Here is a 16,751-nt window from a genome sequence, read left to right on the forward strand (position 1 = left end):
CTGTTCATTCAACACGAAAGAGGGATGGAAAATGAATTTAAGCAAACGTGTTCATGAAATTTCACTGCAAGATCCAAACAAAGCGGCGTATCATTTTATGGGGAAAGATACATCGTACGGGGAATTCGATCAATCGGTTTCTAAATTCGCCGGCGCCCTTAAAGAACTGGGAGTAGAAAAAGGGGACCATGTCGCATTTTTGCTGGGCAACTCTCCGCATTTCCTCATCTCTTTATATGCGACGATGCGACTCGGGGCAACAGCAGTGCCAATCAATCCGATTTACGCTCCTGATGAAATCGCTTACATAGTGAAAGACAGTGATGCGAAAGTGGTTATTGCACTGGATGCCTTATTGCCGCTTGTTGAAAAAGCACATATGGCGCTTCCGAAGGTGGAGACCTTCGTCATTTGCGAGACCGATGCTGCAACAGCTGCAAAATTGGCAGAATTGCCGAACGAAGTTGGCCAAAAAGTGGCGGCTTTCTCGGAAATTCTCTCCAAAGCCAATTCGATTGAACAGTCGGCTGATGTGCAAACAGATGATAACGCTGTCATTTTGTATACGTCTGGAACAACTGGCAAACCAAAAGGTGCAATGCTGACGCACGGCAATTTGTATTCCAATGCCCGTGATACCGGCGCTTACCTGCAAATCGGACAGGAAGACCGGATTATTGCTACTTTGCCAGTATTCCATGTCTTTGCTTTGACAGTTGTGGTCAATGCACCGTTGATCCAAGGCGCGACCATTATTCTCATTCCGCGCTTCAATCCGAAAGATGTATTTGACGCGATCAAATCCCAGAAAGCGACCATTTTTGCCGGGGTACCGACGATGTTCAATTTCATGTATCAATTCCCGGAAGCGCAAACGGCTGATTTTGAAACTGTCCGTCTCGCGATTTCAGGAGGATCTGCATTGCCGGTAGCATTGCTCCATAATTTCGAAGAGAAATTCAATGTCCGTGTATCGGAAGGCTACGGCTTATCAGAAGCTTCGCCGGTTACGTGCTTCAATCCGGTTGACCGCGAACGTAAAGCCGGTTCAATCGGAACGTCCATTGTTAATGTAGAAAACAAAGTGGTCGATGAATTGGGAGAAGAAGTCGCTGTAGGCGAAGTCGGCGAATTGATTGTCCGCGGCCCTAACGTCATGAAAGGCTATTACAAAATGCCGGAAGAGACGAATGCTGCCCTTCGGGATGGTTGGCTGTACACTGGCGACTTAGCTAAAGTCGACGAAGAAGGCTATTTCTATATTGTTGACCGCAAAAAAGACATGATTATCGTTGGAGGCTATAACGTCTACGCGTGAAGTCGAAGAAGTGCTATTTGCACATCCAGGCATTTCAGAAGCGGCAGTCGTCGGTTTGCCGGATCCGAATTTCGGTGAAGAAGTGAATGCCTACGTCGTGTTAAAAGATTCTTCGGTGACGATAGAAGAGCTGCGTGCGTATTGTGCAGAGCACTTAGCGAAATACAAAGTGCCAAAGCATTTTGAAGTCCTTGAAGATCTACCGAAAAATACGACAGGAAAAATTCTTCGCCGTTCCTTAAAAGATCAAGCGTTGAATAAATCATAAAACAGTTGCAAAATATCCGGTCTTACCAGCCGGAAGGGGGAAAAGCTCAGGCAGCGAGACTGCCTGAGCTTTTTTGATGCATTTGATTGAAAAAACTGACATTTTTCATTATAGTAAGAGAAGTAATATTGCGAGTTTCGAAATAATCAACCAAGGAGGATTTCAAGTGGCCAAAAAAGCTGTAGAAATAAAAGACCTGACTAAATTAATATCGGTGACAGATCCTCATATTTCGCCGGATGGAACGCAAGCCGTATTTATCCGGACACATATGGATGAAGAAGAAAATACATATATTGCCCATCTGTACCATAGTGATTTGGCAAGCGGAGGAGTGACGCAATGGACGCACGGAAAAGAACGGGTTTCTTCGCCGTCATGGTCCGCGGATGGTTCAAAAATCGCATTTTTATCCACGCGCGATGAGAAAAACCAATTATACGTTATCCCGGCATCTGGAGGGGAAGCGAAGGCATTAACGGATTTTGAAAAAGGCGTGAACAGTTTTGTCTGGTCCCCTTGCAACAAGAAAATCTGGATCAATGCCATGGCAAAAGACGGCAAAACATTTACGGATAAAGAAGACAAAGAAGAAAAGAAAAAGCCGGAGCCGGTCTTCGTGACGACGATGAAATACAAAATGGACGGCGCGGTCTTGTGCCGCAAGATGTCCATCGCCATATCGGGATCGTCGACATCGAGACAAAAGAAGTGGAGCAAATTACAGAAGGCGATTACCATTACAGCTTGGAAACGGTATCGCATGACGGCAGCCGTCTGGTTTATAGCGTTGTCCGTGAGGAAAATGTGGATCACCTTTTCCAAGAGCCTTTGTATTTATACGAAGTGGAAACCCAAAAAGAAACCTTGATCATCGATGAAGGAGGCTATTTCGGCGGCGCGGCGTTTTCGTTCGATGATTCGAAAATTGCATTTGCTGGAAGTACCCGTTATTTCGAAAACGCAACGCATACAGAAATTTATGTATACGATGTGGCAGCAGGAGGCTATTTCTGCCTGACAGAAAGCATGGATTTCCCGATTGGGGATTATACAGTAGCCGACCATCAGCAAGGCGCCGTCGCACCGGCGGTAGTATGGACAAAAGATGACCATCTGTATTTCCAAGTTTCCACAATGGGCGATGTCCGTTTGTACTTCGCTTCGCTTGACGGGGCCATCTACCCGGCATCGCCTGAGATGGAACATATCTACGGATACGATATTTCGCGTGACGGCGTATTTGCAGTAGCTGCCATCAGCAACCCCGTAAACCCGGGAGAATTGTATAAATTGACGATTGCCACCGGTGAACGTTCAGCCCTTACAGCGTTCAATAAAACCTATTTGGAAGAAACGGAATTGATTCAGCCGGCTTCCATCATCGCAAAAGGGGCAAATGATTGGGCCATCCATGGCTGGTTGATGAAACCGCGCGGCTATGCAGAAGGGGAGAAATATCCCCTGGTCGTGAATATCCACGGTGGTCCGCATGCCATGTACGGCAATACATTCGTCCATGAAATGCAATTGCTTGCAGCGAGAGGCTTCGGCGTCCTATACGTCAATCCGAGAGGAAGCCATGGCTACAGCCAGGAGTTTGTGGATGCCGTACGCGGCGACTACGGCGGGGCGGACTATGAAGATATCATCAAATCGCTTGAAGAGATGATGGCGGATCATGACTGGATCGATCAAAATCGCTTAGGTGTCACCGGCGGAAGCTACGGCGGGTTCATGACCAACTGGATCGTCGGCCATACTGACCTGTTCAAAGCGGCTGTGACGCAGCGTTCCATTTCCAACTGGATTTCATTCTTCGGGGTGTCGGATATCGGCTATTATTTCAGCGATTGGCAAATCGGCACTGATATGACGGATGTCGAGAAACTATGGAAGCATTCGCCGCTGAAATATGCAGCCAATGTGAAAACGCCGTTATTGATCCTGCATTCGGAAAATGACTACCGCTGCCCGATCGAACAATCGGAGCAATTCTACATTACGCTGAAAAGTATGGGCAAAGAAACCGAATTCGTCCGTTTCCCGGAAGCCGACCATAATTTGTCGCGCACCGGAAAACCGAATCTCCGCTTTGTCCGCCTCGAGCAGATTACCGGCTGGATGGAAAAATACCTGTAAGAGTTAAAAGTGAGCGGTGCCTGATTGCCAGGCGCCGCTTTTTTATGGGATGTTGAGGTTTGTTTGCGGGATCCTGGGGTTTGTTTGCAGGAAATCAACAATTGTTTGCAGAAACGCAAAATCCATCAAAAAAGCCGTGCGGGCTGCACGGCTTTTTTTAATCCATAATTATTTCCCTTTAAACACCGGTTTTCGTTTTTCGCCAAATGCCATCAACGCTTCGATGCGGTCTTCGGTCGGAATGGTCAGCTCGTAAGCTTTCCGTTCAATATTTAAGCCAGTCTGCAAATCAGCATTCATGCCGTTCTTGATAGCATATTTTGCTTGCTGCAGCGCGATTGGCCCGTTGGCAAGCATCATATCGGCAAATTGAGCGGTAGCTTCAATCAACTCATCGCGCGGCACCACTTTCGTGACGAGGCCGTAATCAAGCGCTTCCGGAGATTTCAAGCGGCGCGCCGTTAAGATCAATTCCATCGCTTTCGATTCGCCGATCAGCCGCGGCAGACGCTGTGTGCCCCCAGCACCCGGAATAATGGCGAGGCTCGTTTCAGTCAAGCCGAGCAGTGTATCATCCGCAATGATGCGGAAATCACAGGCTAGTGCGAGTTCCATGCCTCCACCGAATGCAAAACCGTTCATCATGGCGATGGTCGGCTGCGGCAAGTTTTCAATTGTTGTAAAAACTTCACCGATTTTGAAGATGTTGCGCTTCACATGCTGGTCGGTCAAAGTTTTGCGTTCTTTCAAATCAGCCCCTACGCTAAACGCCTTTTCGCCAGCCCCTGTAAATACCACTACCCGGATGTCCGGATTGATGCGGATCGCCTCAACGACTTGCCCAAGTTCCGTCAGCATATCGTAGTTGAAGGCATTCATGGCTTCAGGCCGGTTTAGCGTAATAAACGCGAGATTCCCTTGTTGTTCGTAATGAATTGTATTCATTTCCATCCCCCTTTAAAATCTTGCCATCCTTAAAAAACATACCACTTTTTGGACTATTGCGCTAACAAACTCTATAATGAAAGCCAGGGAAGGGGGCTCACTAATGACGCGTATTGCATTCATCCGCATTTTCCGCATTGTCTTCATGGCAATCAAATTCTATACGCAAGCGATGCTCTTCCAGCGCCGCCACCGGGGCAACTGGAATCCGCTTGTACAGGAAAAATGGGAAAAGCTCGTAACCAAACAAGCAAAAGAGTATAAAATTCTCGCTCTGAAATTAAGCGGGTTAATGATTAAACTAGGGCAATTCCTGTCTACGCGAGCCGACATCATGCCGCCTTCTTTTTTAGTGGAACTGGAAGGCCTGACAGACCGCGTACCATCCGTGTCTCGCCAAAAAATCGTCTCTGTGCTGGAACAAGAGTGGAATTCGCCTCACACAAGCTATTTGACGAGCTTATCCAATGAGTCGGTTGCCTCTGCTTCGATCGGAGAAGTCTATAAAGGCGTTTTAAAAGATGGAACGGAAGTGGCGATCAAAGTCCAGCGCCCTGGAACAGATCGTATCCTGCGAGCTGATTTTCAGGCGATCCGAATCGTTATCTGGTTCTTGCGGACATTTACGCCGCTTTCAAAACAAATGGATTTCAAGCAACTGTACAACGAAATGACCGAAACAATCGGAGCCGAATTGAATTTCCTTCAAGAGCTTCAAAGCGGCCGCGCATTTGCAGAACGCTTTGATGGAATGGAAGGCGTTCGTTTTCCTGTTTATTTTGATGAATACACCACCCGCCGCGTTCTTGTGATGGAATGGATTGAAGGGGCGCGCATTACGGATCTGGCATTTATCGAAAAACACAATTTGGACCGCCATGAACTTTCAGAGCGGCTGTTCATCCTGTTTCTTGAACAAGTGCTCTACGGGGGACAATTCCACGCGGACCCGCACGGCGGCAATATTTTACTCAAGCCTGACGGCACGATTGTGTTGATTGACTTTGGCATGACCGGAACAATTTCAAAAGCCGATTCACAAGCGGTCCTAAGGATTGCAGAAGGCATCATCTTTAAAAATTACGATGAAGTGCTGGATGCATTGGAAGAGCTGCGTTTCCTGTTGCCGCAAGCTGACCGGGCTTTGCTGGCCGATACGATTGCCCGGCTCGTCACCGCTTATGAGTCGAATGAATTGATGCAGATGGACAGCTTTGTGGTCGAGCGCTTGTTGAAAGATTTGCAAGGCATTGTCCGGACACAGCCTGTTCAACTTCCTGCAGAATTCGCTTTTTTCGGAAGAGCAGCTTCGATTTTTGTCGGCGTGCTCCATGTCCTGGATCCTGGCATTGATTTGCTTGCCCTTGCCCGTCCGCGAATACTGGAATGGGCTTCCTCCCAAAAAGAAGGGAAGCGGATGTTCGGCAAAGAAGATGTATTGCGCTGGGTAATCCAAGCATCAACTCCTCTGCGGGTTTTCCCGCAGAAAGTGATCAATTACTTGGAAGAGCCGGAACGCATGCGCCATTACTTGGAGAACCGGGATGGCCGCGTACGGGAACATCAAAGAGACTTGCAGAGCCGTATGTTCGCGGGGATTTTTACAATCCTTTCTTTTCTCGGCATCTCGATTGCGGTCTGGTTTTCCCATGAAGCATTAATTTGGGTGTCTTCCGCATTTTTCGTCGGATCTTTATGGACCTATCGATCAATTAAATAACCATCAAAAAACTGCGCCGGCTAAGGCGCAGTTTTTTTTTTACATGCGAGCTATTGCATTCTGCCATTTTAGCTGTAAAATAAAAACAAGAACAAATGTTCTCTTTTTGGGGAGGTGGACAAGATGCCGTTGATCTCACAAGAGGAAGTAGCCCATTTTGAAAACATGATTTATTTGCCGATGGTGTTGATCATTTTGGAACGCGACCGCGCCTTGATCGAAAAGGGATCTTTTAAGTTGAAACGGCCTTATTTGGAGCTGATAGAAGGCGCAAGCAAGCATGCGCAAAGAGAACTGACAGATACAAAAATCCAGATGCGGAAGCGCCATATGAAAGTGATGAGAGGAAAAAGAGATGATACTTTCACTGAATATGTCTTTTATCATGGGGGGTTTGAAGATCATCGCCGCTATTTGAATGTCCGGCTGCGCAATCGGGTAGAAGAATTATTGAGGGTGTATTTAGCGATGGCATACAATGAAACCTAATGGAACAAAGACCCTTAAAAGAGATCGGCCTTATAGAAAAGAGGCTGACGAATCGTCGAGGTATGAATCTCTGCCTCTTTGCTTAAAAGAAAGGCAATCAATCGAGCGGGTGTTCTTTGCGCGGTGTATAGCGGCGCTTTGTTAAATAGACCATCTGGTGTTTATGGACCTGTTGGGCGTTTTTGAAATAGCGGCGAAGCGAACCGGCGAAAGAATGCTGGTTTCTGAGTGCGATGGGCGAGACATCGAGCGGTACTGTCACTCCATTGCTCAAATGGACGATGCTTCCTTTTCCGCTTTCATCCGTATCTACGAGTTCCACGGCATCGAAGTTAAACCAAACGGAATCTTTATTCTTCGGAGAATGGGTTGGGAAGAACAATAAGGGATTGCCGTAATATTCACCGATGATGACAGGCGGTTTATGCTTCACGCGGATCGCCTTCTGGGAATACAAAGTCGCGCTTTCCAATGAGCCGCGATAAAACGAACAAGAAGAAGTGACCGTTTTGTAAACCGACTCGTCGACCACGAACTCACTGCGGTCTTCAATCACACGTGTGCCCTCCCGGTGGCCGTCCATATACGGCATAAGTGCATAAGTGTTGCTGCACACAGTATATGATAAGGGATTTTGATTCCTTTTACCCATGATTAAACACCCCTTTAATTTACTATACATATAACATTATAATAAAATATGGAAATTAATCAACGTCTTTAATCGGAATATAAAATTTTTTCTATTTCATTAGAATTTTCAAAAAAGTTATTGATTATTCCTATCGCTTTCATGTATACTAATGAAAAGCATTCGGGGTGAAGAAGAATGGAAAACTATTATTCTTATGCTGATTTCATGAAAGCGATGGCTCAAACAAAAAAGATCACTGAAGCGGAAAAACTGCTTAATGACATTTACCTGGATTTATTTTTAAAGCATGTTCACCGCTCACAGCAAGAAGCACAGCTCATGACATTAATCGATGAAGCCCTGGACAATAATGACCGTCAATCATTCGCCACTTATACTGCACAGTTGCAGAGCCTGCAATGTGATGAAGATTAAATGAGAAAACCGCTCCTGGTGAGCGGTTTTTTTATTGCGCAAAAAGAAAAAAATGATAAAAAACATACGTTCGCTTTTTGTTAGGGGATTTTTAGGGCATATGATAAAATAGAGAGAGCGATATAACGGGAGGACGTTGACTATGAAACAGGAATTTAAACTCCAGGCCCCTTATGAACCGGCTGGAGACCAACCGCAAGCCATAGCGGAACTGACGGAAGGCATCATCAATGGCAAGCGCTGCCAGACATTGCTCGGGGCTACAGGAACGGGCAAGACTTATACGATGTCAAATGTCATTCAGCAAGTGAAGAAGCCGACTTTGATCATGGCGCATAACAAAACATTGGCTGGCCAGCTTTACAGCGAATTCAAAGAATTTTTCCCTGATAATGCGGTTGAATACTTTGTCAGCTATTACGATTACTATCAGCCAGAAGCTTATGTTCCACAATCGGATACTTATATAGAAAAAGATGCCAGCATCAACGATGAAATCGATAAATTGCGGCATTCAGCAACAAGCTCATTGTTTGAACGCGACGATGTCATCGTCGTTGCTTCAGTTTCATGCATTTACGGACTTGGATCCCCAAAAGAATACCGGGAACTTGTGGTATCCCTTCGGAAAGGGATGGAAATCGAACGCAATCAGCTGCTCCGGAAATTGGTTGATGTCCAATATGAACGAAACGACATCAACTTTATTCGCGGAACTTTTCGCGTGCGCGGAGATGTCGTGGAAATTTTCCCGGCCTCCCGTGACGAACATTGCTTGCGCGTTGAGTTTTTTGGAGATGAAATCGATCGGATCCGTGAAGTGGATGCGTTGACTGGCGAAATCATCGGGGAACGTGAACACGTCGCCATCTACCCGGCATCCCACTTTGTTACCGGTGAAGAAAAGATGACAAAAGCCATCGAGAATATCGAAGCGGAACTGGAAGAGCGTTTAAAGGAAATGCGTGCAGAAGATAAATTGCTTGAAGCCCAGCGGCTGGAGCAGCGGACACGCTATGACTTGGAAATGATGCGCGAGATGGGGTTCTGTTCAGGAATCGAAAACTATTCCCGCCATTTGACTTTGCGTCCTCCAGGTGCGCAGCCTTATACATTGATTGATTATTTCCCGGAAGATTTCTTGTTGGTTGTCGATGAAAGCCACGTGACACTGCCGCAGGTAAGAGGCATGTTCAATGGTGACCAAGCACGCAAAAAAGTGCTGGTCGACCATGGTTTCCGTTTGCCGTCTGCCATGGATAACCGCCCTTTGACATTTGATGAATTTGAAAAGCATATCCATCAGGCGGTATTCGTATCAGCGACGCCAGGCCCTTATGAACTGGAACATACACCGGAAATGGTCGAACAGATCATCCGTCCGACAGGATTGCTCGATCCAACGATCGAAGTGCGGCCGATCGAAGGGCAAATCGATGATTTAATGGATGAAATCCGCCAGCGCGTGGAACGGGATGAGCGGGTACTCGTAACGACATTGACCAAAAAAATGTCTGAAGACTTAACGGCTTATTTGAAAGAGGCAGGCGTGAAAGTAAACTACCTGCATTCCGAGATTAAAACCTTGGAACGCATTGAAATCATCCGGGAGCTGCGAATGGGTGTCTACGATGTCCTTGTCGGCATCAACTTGCTTCGTGAAGGGCTCGATATTCCGGAAGTCTCGCTTGTAACCATCTTGGATGCGGATAAGGAAGGCTTCCTCCGTTCCGAACGGTCATTGATCCAGACAATGGGACGGGCTGCCCGGAACTCGAATGGCCACGTTATCATGTATGCGGACAGAATGACCGATTCGATGACAAAAGCGATTGAGGAAACGACTCGGCGCCGGACCATCCAAGCAGAATACAATGAAAAACACGGCATCACACCGATTACCATCCAAAAGAAAATCCGCGATGTTATCCGTGCTACTACGGCAGCGGAAGACACCGAAGAATATGTTACAAAAGCAGCAGCAGGCAAAAAGCTCAACAAAGAAGATCGCCTGAAGCTGATTTCGTTATTGGAAAAAGAAATGAAAGAAGCGGCAAAAGCGCTCGATTTCGAACGGGCTGCCGAACTTCGCGATACTGTGCTTGAATTGAAAGCGGAAGGGTGATGGAACTTGAAAAACCAGGAAATACGTATAAAAGGGGCAAGAGCCCACAATCTGAAAAACATTGATGTCACCATCCCGCGCGACCAGCTTGTGGTGATGACGGGCCTTTCCGGTTCCGGAAAATCTTCGTTGGCTTTTGATACGATTTATGCAGAAGGGCAGCGGCGATACGTCGAATCGCTGTCTTCTTATGCACGCCAATTTTTAGGGCAGATGGATAAGCCGGATGTCGATTTGATCGAAGGGCTGTCGCCAGCCATTTCAATCGATCAGAAAACAACGAGCAAAAATCCGCGTTCTACCGTGGCGACAGTAACTGAGATCTATGATTATATGCGCTTAATGTATGCACGGATCGGCAAACCGATCTGTCCGAATCATGGCATTGAGATTTCTTCACAGACGATTGAACAAATGGTCGATCGTTTGCTTGAGTACCCGGAGCGGACAAAAATGCAGATTTTAGCACCGGTTGTCTCAGGGCGAAAAGGTACGCATGTGAAGATGCTGGAAGATATTAAAAAACAAGGATATGTACGAGTTCGCATTGACGGTGTTTTAACGGATCTTGACGATGACATCAATCTGGATAAGAACAAGAAACATTCGATTGAAGTGGTAATTGACCGCGTCATCATGAAAGAAGGCATTGCACCACGCCTCAGCGATTCTTTGGAAGCGGCATTGCGGTTAGGGGAAGGGCGCGTGCTAGTTGATGTCATGGAACAGGAAGAACTTTTGTTCAGTGAACATCATGCGTGCCCGATCTGCGGATTTTCAATCGGTGAATTGGAGCCGCGGATGTTTTCATTCAACTCGCCTTTTGGCGCTTGTCCGGAATGTGACGGCCTTGGACATAAGCTGGAAGTGGATCCTGATTTAGTTATTCCAGACTGGAATTTGTCGCTCGAGCAAGATGCCATCGCTCCTTGGAAACCGACGAGTTCGCAATACTATCCGCAAATGCTGAAAGCGGTATGCAAGCATTATAAGATCGACATGACGGTCCCGATGAACGAATTGCCAGAAGAGCATATCCAAATTCTGCTTCACGGTTCTGGACACGACAAAATCCGTTTCCGCTATGAGAATGACTATGGCCAAATCCGGGACAACCACATTCATTTTGAAGGGGTCCTGACGAACGTCGACCGGAGATTCAGAGAAACGTCTTCTGACTGGACGCGGGAACAAATGGAGAAATACATGGGTGAACAGCCTTGCCCGACTTGTAAAGGGTATCGCTTGAAACCGGAGTCGCTCGCAGTTAAAGTGAATGATCTGCATATCGGATCGGTTTCCGAATTCTCGATTGTCGAAGCGGATCAATTTTTCGAGAAGCTTGTCCTTTCGGAAAAAGATGCTCAAATTGCAGACGCCATTGTGCGCGAGATCCGGGAACGGGTCAGTTTCCTGATCAATGTCGGTTTGGATTATTTGACGCTTAACCGTGCATCCGGCACTTTATCGGGCGGGGAAGCTCAGCGGATCCGCCTTGCTACTCAAATCGGTTCACGATTGACCGGCGTCTTGTATATACTGGATGAACCGTCGATCGGGTTGCATCAACGAGACAATGACCGCTTGATCGGGGCATTAAAAGACATGCGGGATCTCGGAAATACGCTCATCGTCGTAGAACACGATGAAGACACGATGCTCGCAGCCGATTATTTAATTGATATCGGACCAGGGGCAGGCGTGCACGGCGGAGAAGTCATCGCGGCCGGTACCCCTGAAAAAGTAATGAAAAATAAAAAATCGTTGACTGGCCAGTATCTGAAAGGGACGAAGTTCATCCCGATTCCGGCAGAGCGCCGGCAATCTGATGGCCGCAAAATTTCAATTCGCGGAGCCAGTGAAAATAATCTGAAGAATGTGGACATTGATATTCCACTTGGTTTGTTTGTGGCGGTTACCGGTGTATCGGGTTCTGGGAAAAGTACCTTGGTCAATGAAATTCTTTATAAATCATTGGCAAGCCGCTTGAACCGGGCACGCATCAAACCAGGCAAACACAAATCATTGGAAGGCATTGATGAGTTGGAAAAAGTCATCGATATCGACCAATCGCCAATCGGCCGTACCCCAAGATCGAATCCGGCAACTTATACCGGGGTGTTCGACGATATTCGCGATGTGTATGCATCGACAAACGAAGCGAAAGTACGCGGCTATAAAAAAGGGCGATTCAGTTTTAACATCAAGGGCGGACGCTGTGAAGCCTGCCGCGGAGATGGTATTATAAAAATAGAAATGCATTTCCTTCCGGATGTCTATGTGCCTTGTGAAATCTGCCATGGAAAACGCTATAACCGGGAAACATTGGAAGTGAAGTATAAAGACAAGAGCATCTCCGATGTATTGGAAATGACGGTTGAAGCGGCGTCGCAATTTTTCGAGCACCATCCGAAAATTCATCGCAAGCTGAAAACCATCGTCGATGTAGGATTGGGCTATATCACTTTGGGCCAACCGGCGACTACGCTGTCCGGAGGAGAGGCGCAGCGTGTGAAATTGGCTTCAGAGCTGCATAAACGCTCAAACGGCAAATCCTTCTATATATTGGACGAGCCGACAACCGGGCTTCACGCTGACGACATTTCGAGGCTCCTTCTCGTGCTCCAGCGTTTGGTGGATAACGGCGATACAGTCTTGACCATTGAACATAATCTCGATGTCATCAAGACCGCTGACCACATTATCGATTTAGGGCCAGAAGGCGGCGATAAAGGCGGTACGATTATTGCGACAGGGACACCGGAAGATATAGCTGCTGTAAAGAAATCCTATACAGGCAAATACCTTGGACCCATTTTGGAACGGGATCGTGCCCGTACCGATGCGAAAGTCAAAAAGGCGTCAAGTAAGAAAAAAGTTGCAAAATGAAACTTTTCCAGTCAGTAAACGTATGATTAAGTAGAACATTCAGCTTGGATTTTGTTCAGCCGGAAGGAGCAAGGTTCCGGCTGTTCAAGAGTTCGGCGAAGAGGAGGCCGCAATACATGCAAAGTGAAAAAGAACGCATATTGGATATGGTCGAAAATGGTACGATTACGGCAAGAGAAGCTGTCGAATTATTAAGAGCGATTGATGGTGGCGGCGGAAACCAGGAATCATCGCGTGATTCTTCTTATGGCCGCAACGAATACCGTGAAAAGCGCGGAAAGCGTGGACTATTCAGACCAGAAGATATGATCAAAAGATTTTCGAAAGACATTTCAAAAAACGTTTCCAAAGATTTTTCAAAAAACGTTTCGAAGGATTTCAATCAATTAGGCGACCGCATGATGACGTTTATGCAAAGTTCGGTCAGCAAATTGAAAACAATGGATTTTGATTCGCCTTTCGGTGAAGCTATCCAATTTAGCCATACTTTCCGCGAAGAAAATCTGGCAATCGATAACATCATTGCAGATTTAGCGAATGGGCAGCTTGAAATTTTTGCTTCACAGGACGAAACAATCCGTGCTGAATGTACCGTTAAAGCCTTCCGTGCAGAATCGGAAACGCAAGCGAGAGAAGATTTCCTGGATAAATTCGTCTTTATCGCAGACAACCAAAAGCTGCGGATTATCAGCGATATGAAAACCACTCAAGTGAACATTGTTCTTTACGTTCCTGCGAAAACGTACGACCACATTACAGCACGCCTGTTCAACGGTGGGTTTACAATGAAGCGCATTGATGCGGCTTTGGTCAAAGTCAAAACAGCGAACGGTAAAATCGATTTGAAAAACAGCAATTTCGATGATGCAGAACTGGAAACAGCGAATGGAGCCATCCAAGTCCAGGAAGTGACAGGTAAATTCCTTGAAACGGAAACGCTCAATGGCCGCATCTATGTAGACGGCGATATTCAAGCCGTTGAAGCAAAGTCGTTAAACGGCAATGTAGTCGTGACGTCAAGATGCAAAGAAGCACGCAAAGTGGAAGCGAAAACCATTGCAGGCAATTTGGAAATCTACATCCCGTCCCATTTGCCGCTAAGAGGCGAAGTTTCTTCTAACTTAGGGAAAATGGATGTCTTATTGGCTGATGTGGAAAACACCCATGAGCAAGGGCAGTTTATGCAGAAATCCATCCGCTTCTCGAAAGACAGCGGGGAAGCTGTTGCAGCTCCGTTATTGATTCATGGTGAAACAAAAACAGGTACGGTTCTAGTACGCTACCTGACAATCGAATAATAAACAAAAAAGCCGGCATGCAGCATGCCGGCTTTTTTTATGGAGTTGGAGGATAAAGTTTTTGCAGAAATGCGATGGACTGGGTGATCAGTTGTTTCAAAACGCTTATGTCAACATCATCTATTTTATTGATATAGACACAGCCTTTTCCGCTTGTGTGCTTTCCTAGCTTTTCGAGCAATTGGATGCGTTCGTCGTCGCCGGTTGCGAAATAGAGCGTGGTTTTTGCTTTGCGGGGCGAAAAGCCCACGAGCGGTGCATCGCCTTCGTGCCCGGAAGCATAGACATAATGATAGGAGCCGAAACCGATAATGCTCGGTCCCCACATTTTAGCCGGATATCCGCTTGTTTCTTCGAAAATCTCCAGCAATCGATAAGCGTCTTGCCGTTTTTTTGGATTCTCTACCGATTCGATGAATTCGATGACACTTTCATCGGTTTCTTTCGTCTTCTGTTCGTACATCATCTTCGCCCTCATTTCTAATAGAGTTTATAAGAGGTGCATGGCAGCTTCCGCTTCATCCCATGGCACTTTATAGCTTTGGCCTTTGGCGCAAAAAATGGATGTAGAAGTATAGGCAGGATCGGCTTCTTTATTGTACTGAATCTGTTGAATGATCTCTTCTTCATTATGGCAGAAATCGTAGCCTCCGAATAGTAGATTTAAACTTCCTTTGCCGTGGGTGAACGATGCAAATTCGGTGCTGTAATTCATAAAAGTGGCGACAGGGACGGTGCCTTCAATGAAAACTTTGCCATCTGCAGTGTGCGGCGCTTCAAACTTTCCATGGGCTTGCTGGATATCAGACAGCACTTTGCCCATGAAATCGATGCTCGTGCTTATTTTAAAGCGGTACATCGGTTCTAAAAGGCGGTTTTGGGCTTTCTCGAGACCTTGCCGAAGTGCTCGGTAAGCGGCTTCCCGGAAGTCTCCGCCGGAAGTATGTTCTTTGTGGCCGCGGCCAGTCAGCAAGGTGATCTGCACATCCGTCAATGGCGACCCGGTCAATAAACCATGATGGTCCCGTTCGCTTAAATGATGGAGGACCAAGTTCTGGTTGCCTGTGGATAAATCATCCGCATGGCAAAGGTTGGTCAAGGCCACGCCGCTTCCGCGTTCCGCAGCTTCGATTTTCAGATGGACTTCTGCATAATGGCGCAAAGGTTCAAAATGGCCATAGCCGGTAACTGTGTCCGTAATCGTTTCTTTATATAGAATTTCCGGATTGCCAAACGCTACAGTGAAACCGAAGCGGTCTTTGACGATTTGTTCTAACACTTCCAATTGGATTACCCCCATCACATGGATATGGAGTTCCTGGAAATGCTCATCCCACTTGATTTGAAGCGAAGGATCTTCAGCATCGAGCAATTGGAACGCCTTCAATCCTTCTTTTATCAAAACGGAATCTTCAAAAAGCACTTTCGATTTCAAGGCGAGAATCGTTTCAGGGGAAGGGGAATTGATCAAAGCTCCTAATCCGCCGCCGATCCTGGTTTCACTTAAACCGGTTGCGGCAATCAATTGGCCAGCTTGCGCTATTTCGGAGGGCTGGAATTTAGCTCCGTTGTAAACCCGAAGCTGCGTCGCTTTTTCAATCTTCCTTGAATCAGGTTCCCCGTATTCGATTTCATCGCGTACGCGCAAAGTGCCGCTCAGTACTTTAAAAAAGGTCAGACGGGTGCCATTAGATTCATGGCGAATTTTATAGACTTTTGCAGAAAATGGTTGTTCTTTGTCATAGGAAGTTTCCGTTAACGCATCCAGTTTTTCGAAAAACGGCAGTACGCCAATATCTTTTAGCGCCGATCCACTGCCGCAGAGGAAAATCCGGCGATCGTGGATCATGGCGATTAAGGTTTGCCGCCATAAATGCGCATCGTAGCCCGACTCCATATAATGCTCCAACAAATCTTCATCTCGTTCTGCAATGAATTCAATCAATTCCTCGGAAAGCTCGCCTTCTTGGAATTCCTCGGTTATATCGAAAATATCAGGCGTCAATTCCTGTTTCATTTCTTGTAAAACCGTTTTCGGGTCTGCGCCTTCACGGTCAGTTTTATTGAGAAAAAAGAAAACCGGTACTTTGTATTTATCCAACAGCTGCCAGACGGTTTCCGTGTGTCCTTCAATGCCGTCAGCCGCATTCACAAGTACAATGGCATAATCCATGACTTGGATGGCCCGTTCCATCTCCGGTGAAAAATCGACATGGCCCGGGGTATCGATTAAATAATAAGTCGAATCACCATGCTGAAATAGGGCTTGGTCGGCAAAAATGGTGATGCCCCGATTTTTTTCGATTTCGTGGCTGTCGAGAAACGTATCTTGATGATCAACGCGCCCACGCTGCCGAATGCTATGTGTATGAAAGAGCAGCTGTTCTGAAAATGTGGTTTTTCCAGAATCAACATGCGCCAAAATCCCAATTGTTTTGTACATCTTGCACCTCTTTATGTTCAGCTTCTTAAAACAAGTGTAGCAGAA

Annotated in this window: 12 protein-coding genes and 1 pseudogene; 9 read left to right on the forward strand and 4 right to left on the reverse strand. The window is 46.5% G+C overall.

The window, feature by feature from the left end:
* Positions 1 to 31 precede the first annotated feature (31 nt).
* From L0M13_RS05610 to L0M13_RS18700, 3 genes and pseudogenes are all read left to right on the forward strand, one after another.
* Positions 32 to 1,586 (forward strand): annotated as a pseudogene (locus tag L0M13_RS05610) (fatty acid--CoA ligase family protein).
* A 166-nt stretch (positions 1,587 to 1,752) separates the two neighbouring features.
* Entirely contained in the window at positions 1,753 to 2,457 is a 705-nt protein-coding gene (locus L0M13_RS18695) for a TolB family protein (protein ID WP_397443518.1), read from the forward strand.
* A 554-nt stretch (positions 2,458 to 3,011) separates the two neighbouring features.
* A complete protein-coding gene (locus tag L0M13_RS18700; RefSeq protein ID WP_397443536.1) occupies positions 3,012 to 3,728 on the forward strand; it encodes an alpha/beta hydrolase family protein in 717 nt (238 codons plus the stop codon).
* A 168-nt stretch (positions 3,729 to 3,896) separates the two neighbouring features.
* On the opposite strand, the gene L0M13_RS05620 is transcribed toward L0M13_RS18700, so the two are convergent.
* A complete protein-coding gene (locus L0M13_RS05620) occupies positions 3,897 to 4,673 on the reverse strand; it encodes an enoyl-CoA hydratase-related protein (protein ID WP_235198670.1) in 777 nt (258 codons plus the stop codon).
* Positions 4,674 to 4,776: 103 nt separating this feature from the next.
* On the opposite strand from L0M13_RS05620, the gene L0M13_RS05625 reads away from it, so the two are divergent.
* Positions 4,777 to 6,393 carry an ABC1 kinase family protein gene (locus L0M13_RS05625; RefSeq protein ID WP_235198671.1) on the forward strand — a complete coding sequence of 539 codons (1,617 nt, stop codon included), beginning with the start codon at positions 4,777 to 4,779 and terminating at the stop codon, positions 6,391 to 6,393.
* A 123-nt stretch (positions 6,394 to 6,516) separates the two neighbouring features.
* A complete protein-coding gene (locus tag L0M13_RS05630) occupies positions 6,517 to 6,882 on the forward strand; it encodes a YhjD family protein (RefSeq protein WP_235198672.1) in 366 nt (121 codons plus the stop codon).
* A 97-nt stretch (positions 6,883 to 6,979) separates the two neighbouring features.
* Here L0M13_RS05630 and L0M13_RS05635 read toward each other — a convergent pair whose 3' ends face one another.
* The gene (locus tag L0M13_RS05635; protein WP_235198673.1) at positions 6,980 to 7,534 is read right to left on the reverse strand and encodes a competence protein ComK; all 555 of its coding nucleotides are present in this window, start codon (positions 7,532 to 7,534) and stop codon (positions 6,980 to 6,982) included.
* Between the two features lie 177 nt (positions 7,535 to 7,711).
* Between L0M13_RS05635 and L0M13_RS05640 the strand changes: the two genes are divergently transcribed.
* The 4 genes from L0M13_RS05640 to L0M13_RS05655 all read left to right on the forward strand — a co-directional run bounded on the left by L0M13_RS05640 (position 7,712) and on the right by L0M13_RS05655 (position 14,263).
* Positions 7,712 to 7,951 carry an IDEAL domain-containing protein gene (locus L0M13_RS05640; protein ID WP_052652260.1) on the forward strand — a complete coding sequence of 80 codons (240 nt, stop codon included), beginning with the start codon at positions 7,712 to 7,714 and terminating at the stop codon, positions 7,949 to 7,951.
* A gap of 142 nt (positions 7,952 to 8,093) precedes the next feature.
* Positions 8,094 to 10,076, forward strand: coding sequence for an excinuclease ABC subunit UvrB (uvrB, locus tag L0M13_RS05645; protein WP_235198674.1), 1,983 nt, complete (start codon positions 8,094 to 8,096; stop codon positions 10,074 to 10,076).
* Positions 10,077 to 10,082: 6 nt separating this feature from the next.
* Positions 10,083 to 12,965 (forward strand): excinuclease ABC subunit UvrA, encoded by a 2,883-nt coding sequence (gene uvrA, locus L0M13_RS05650; RefSeq protein WP_235198675.1) that lies wholly within the window; start codon positions 10,083 to 10,085, stop codon positions 12,963 to 12,965.
* Between the two features lie 116 nt (positions 12,966 to 13,081).
* Positions 13,082 to 14,263 (forward strand): DUF4097 family beta strand repeat-containing protein, encoded by a 1,182-nt coding sequence (locus tag L0M13_RS05655; protein WP_235198676.1) that lies wholly within the window; start codon positions 13,082 to 13,084, stop codon positions 14,261 to 14,263.
* A 37-nt stretch (positions 14,264 to 14,300) separates the two neighbouring features.
* On the opposite strand, the gene L0M13_RS05660 is transcribed toward L0M13_RS05655, so the two are convergent.
* Positions 14,301 to 14,726: a DUF1801 domain-containing protein gene (locus L0M13_RS05660; protein WP_235198677.1), complete on the reverse strand. Its 426-nt coding sequence runs from the start codon at positions 14,724 to 14,726 to the stop codon at positions 14,301 to 14,303.
* A 27-nt stretch (positions 14,727 to 14,753) separates the two neighbouring features.
* Positions 14,754 to 16,706: a GTP-binding protein gene (locus tag L0M13_RS05665; protein ID WP_235198678.1), complete on the reverse strand. Its 1,953-nt coding sequence runs from the start codon at positions 16,704 to 16,706 to the stop codon at positions 14,754 to 14,756.
* Positions 16,707 to 16,751 lie beyond the last annotated feature (45 nt).

Origin of the sequence: Planococcus sp. 107-1 (assembly GCF_021513255.1) — a bacterium.
Taxonomy (GTDB): Bacteria; Bacillota; Bacilli; order Bacillales_A; family Planococcaceae; genus Planococcus.

Excerpts from the sequence above, each read along its gene's own strand:
- L0M13_RS18700 (WP_397443536.1), top strand. The coding sequence starts at position 3,012 with ATGAAACCGCGCGGCTATGCAGAAGGGGAGAAATATCCCCTGGTCGTG.
- L0M13_RS05620 (WP_235198670.1), bottom strand. The coding sequence starts at position 4,673 with ATGAATACAATTCATTACGAACAACAAGGGAATCTCGCGTTTATTACG.
- L0M13_RS05625 (WP_235198671.1), top strand. The coding sequence starts at position 4,777 with ATGACGCGTATTGCATTCATCCGCATTTTCCGCATTGTCTTCATGGCA.
- L0M13_RS05630 (WP_235198672.1), top strand. The coding sequence starts at position 6,517 with ATGCCGTTGATCTCACAAGAGGAAGTAGCCCATTTTGAAAACATGATT.
- L0M13_RS05635 (WP_235198673.1), bottom strand. The coding sequence starts at position 7,534 with ATGGGTAAAAGGAATCAAAATCCCTTATCATATACTGTGTGCAGCAAC.
- L0M13_RS05640 (WP_052652260.1), top strand. The coding sequence starts at position 7,712 with ATGGAAAACTATTATTCTTATGCTGATTTCATGAAAGCGATGGCTCAA.
- uvrB (WP_235198674.1), top strand. The coding sequence starts at position 8,094 with ATGAAACAGGAATTTAAACTCCAGGCCCCTTATGAACCGGCTGGAGAC.
- L0M13_RS05655 (WP_235198676.1), top strand. The coding sequence starts at position 13,082 with ATGCAAAGTGAAAAAGAACGCATATTGGATATGGTCGAAAATGGTACG.
- L0M13_RS05660 (WP_235198677.1), bottom strand. The coding sequence starts at position 14,726 with ATGTACGAACAGAAGACGAAAGAAACCGATGAAAGTGTCATCGAATTC.
- L0M13_RS05665 (WP_235198678.1), bottom strand. The coding sequence starts at position 16,706 with ATGTACAAAACAATTGGGATTTTGGCGCATGTTGATTCTGGAAAAACC.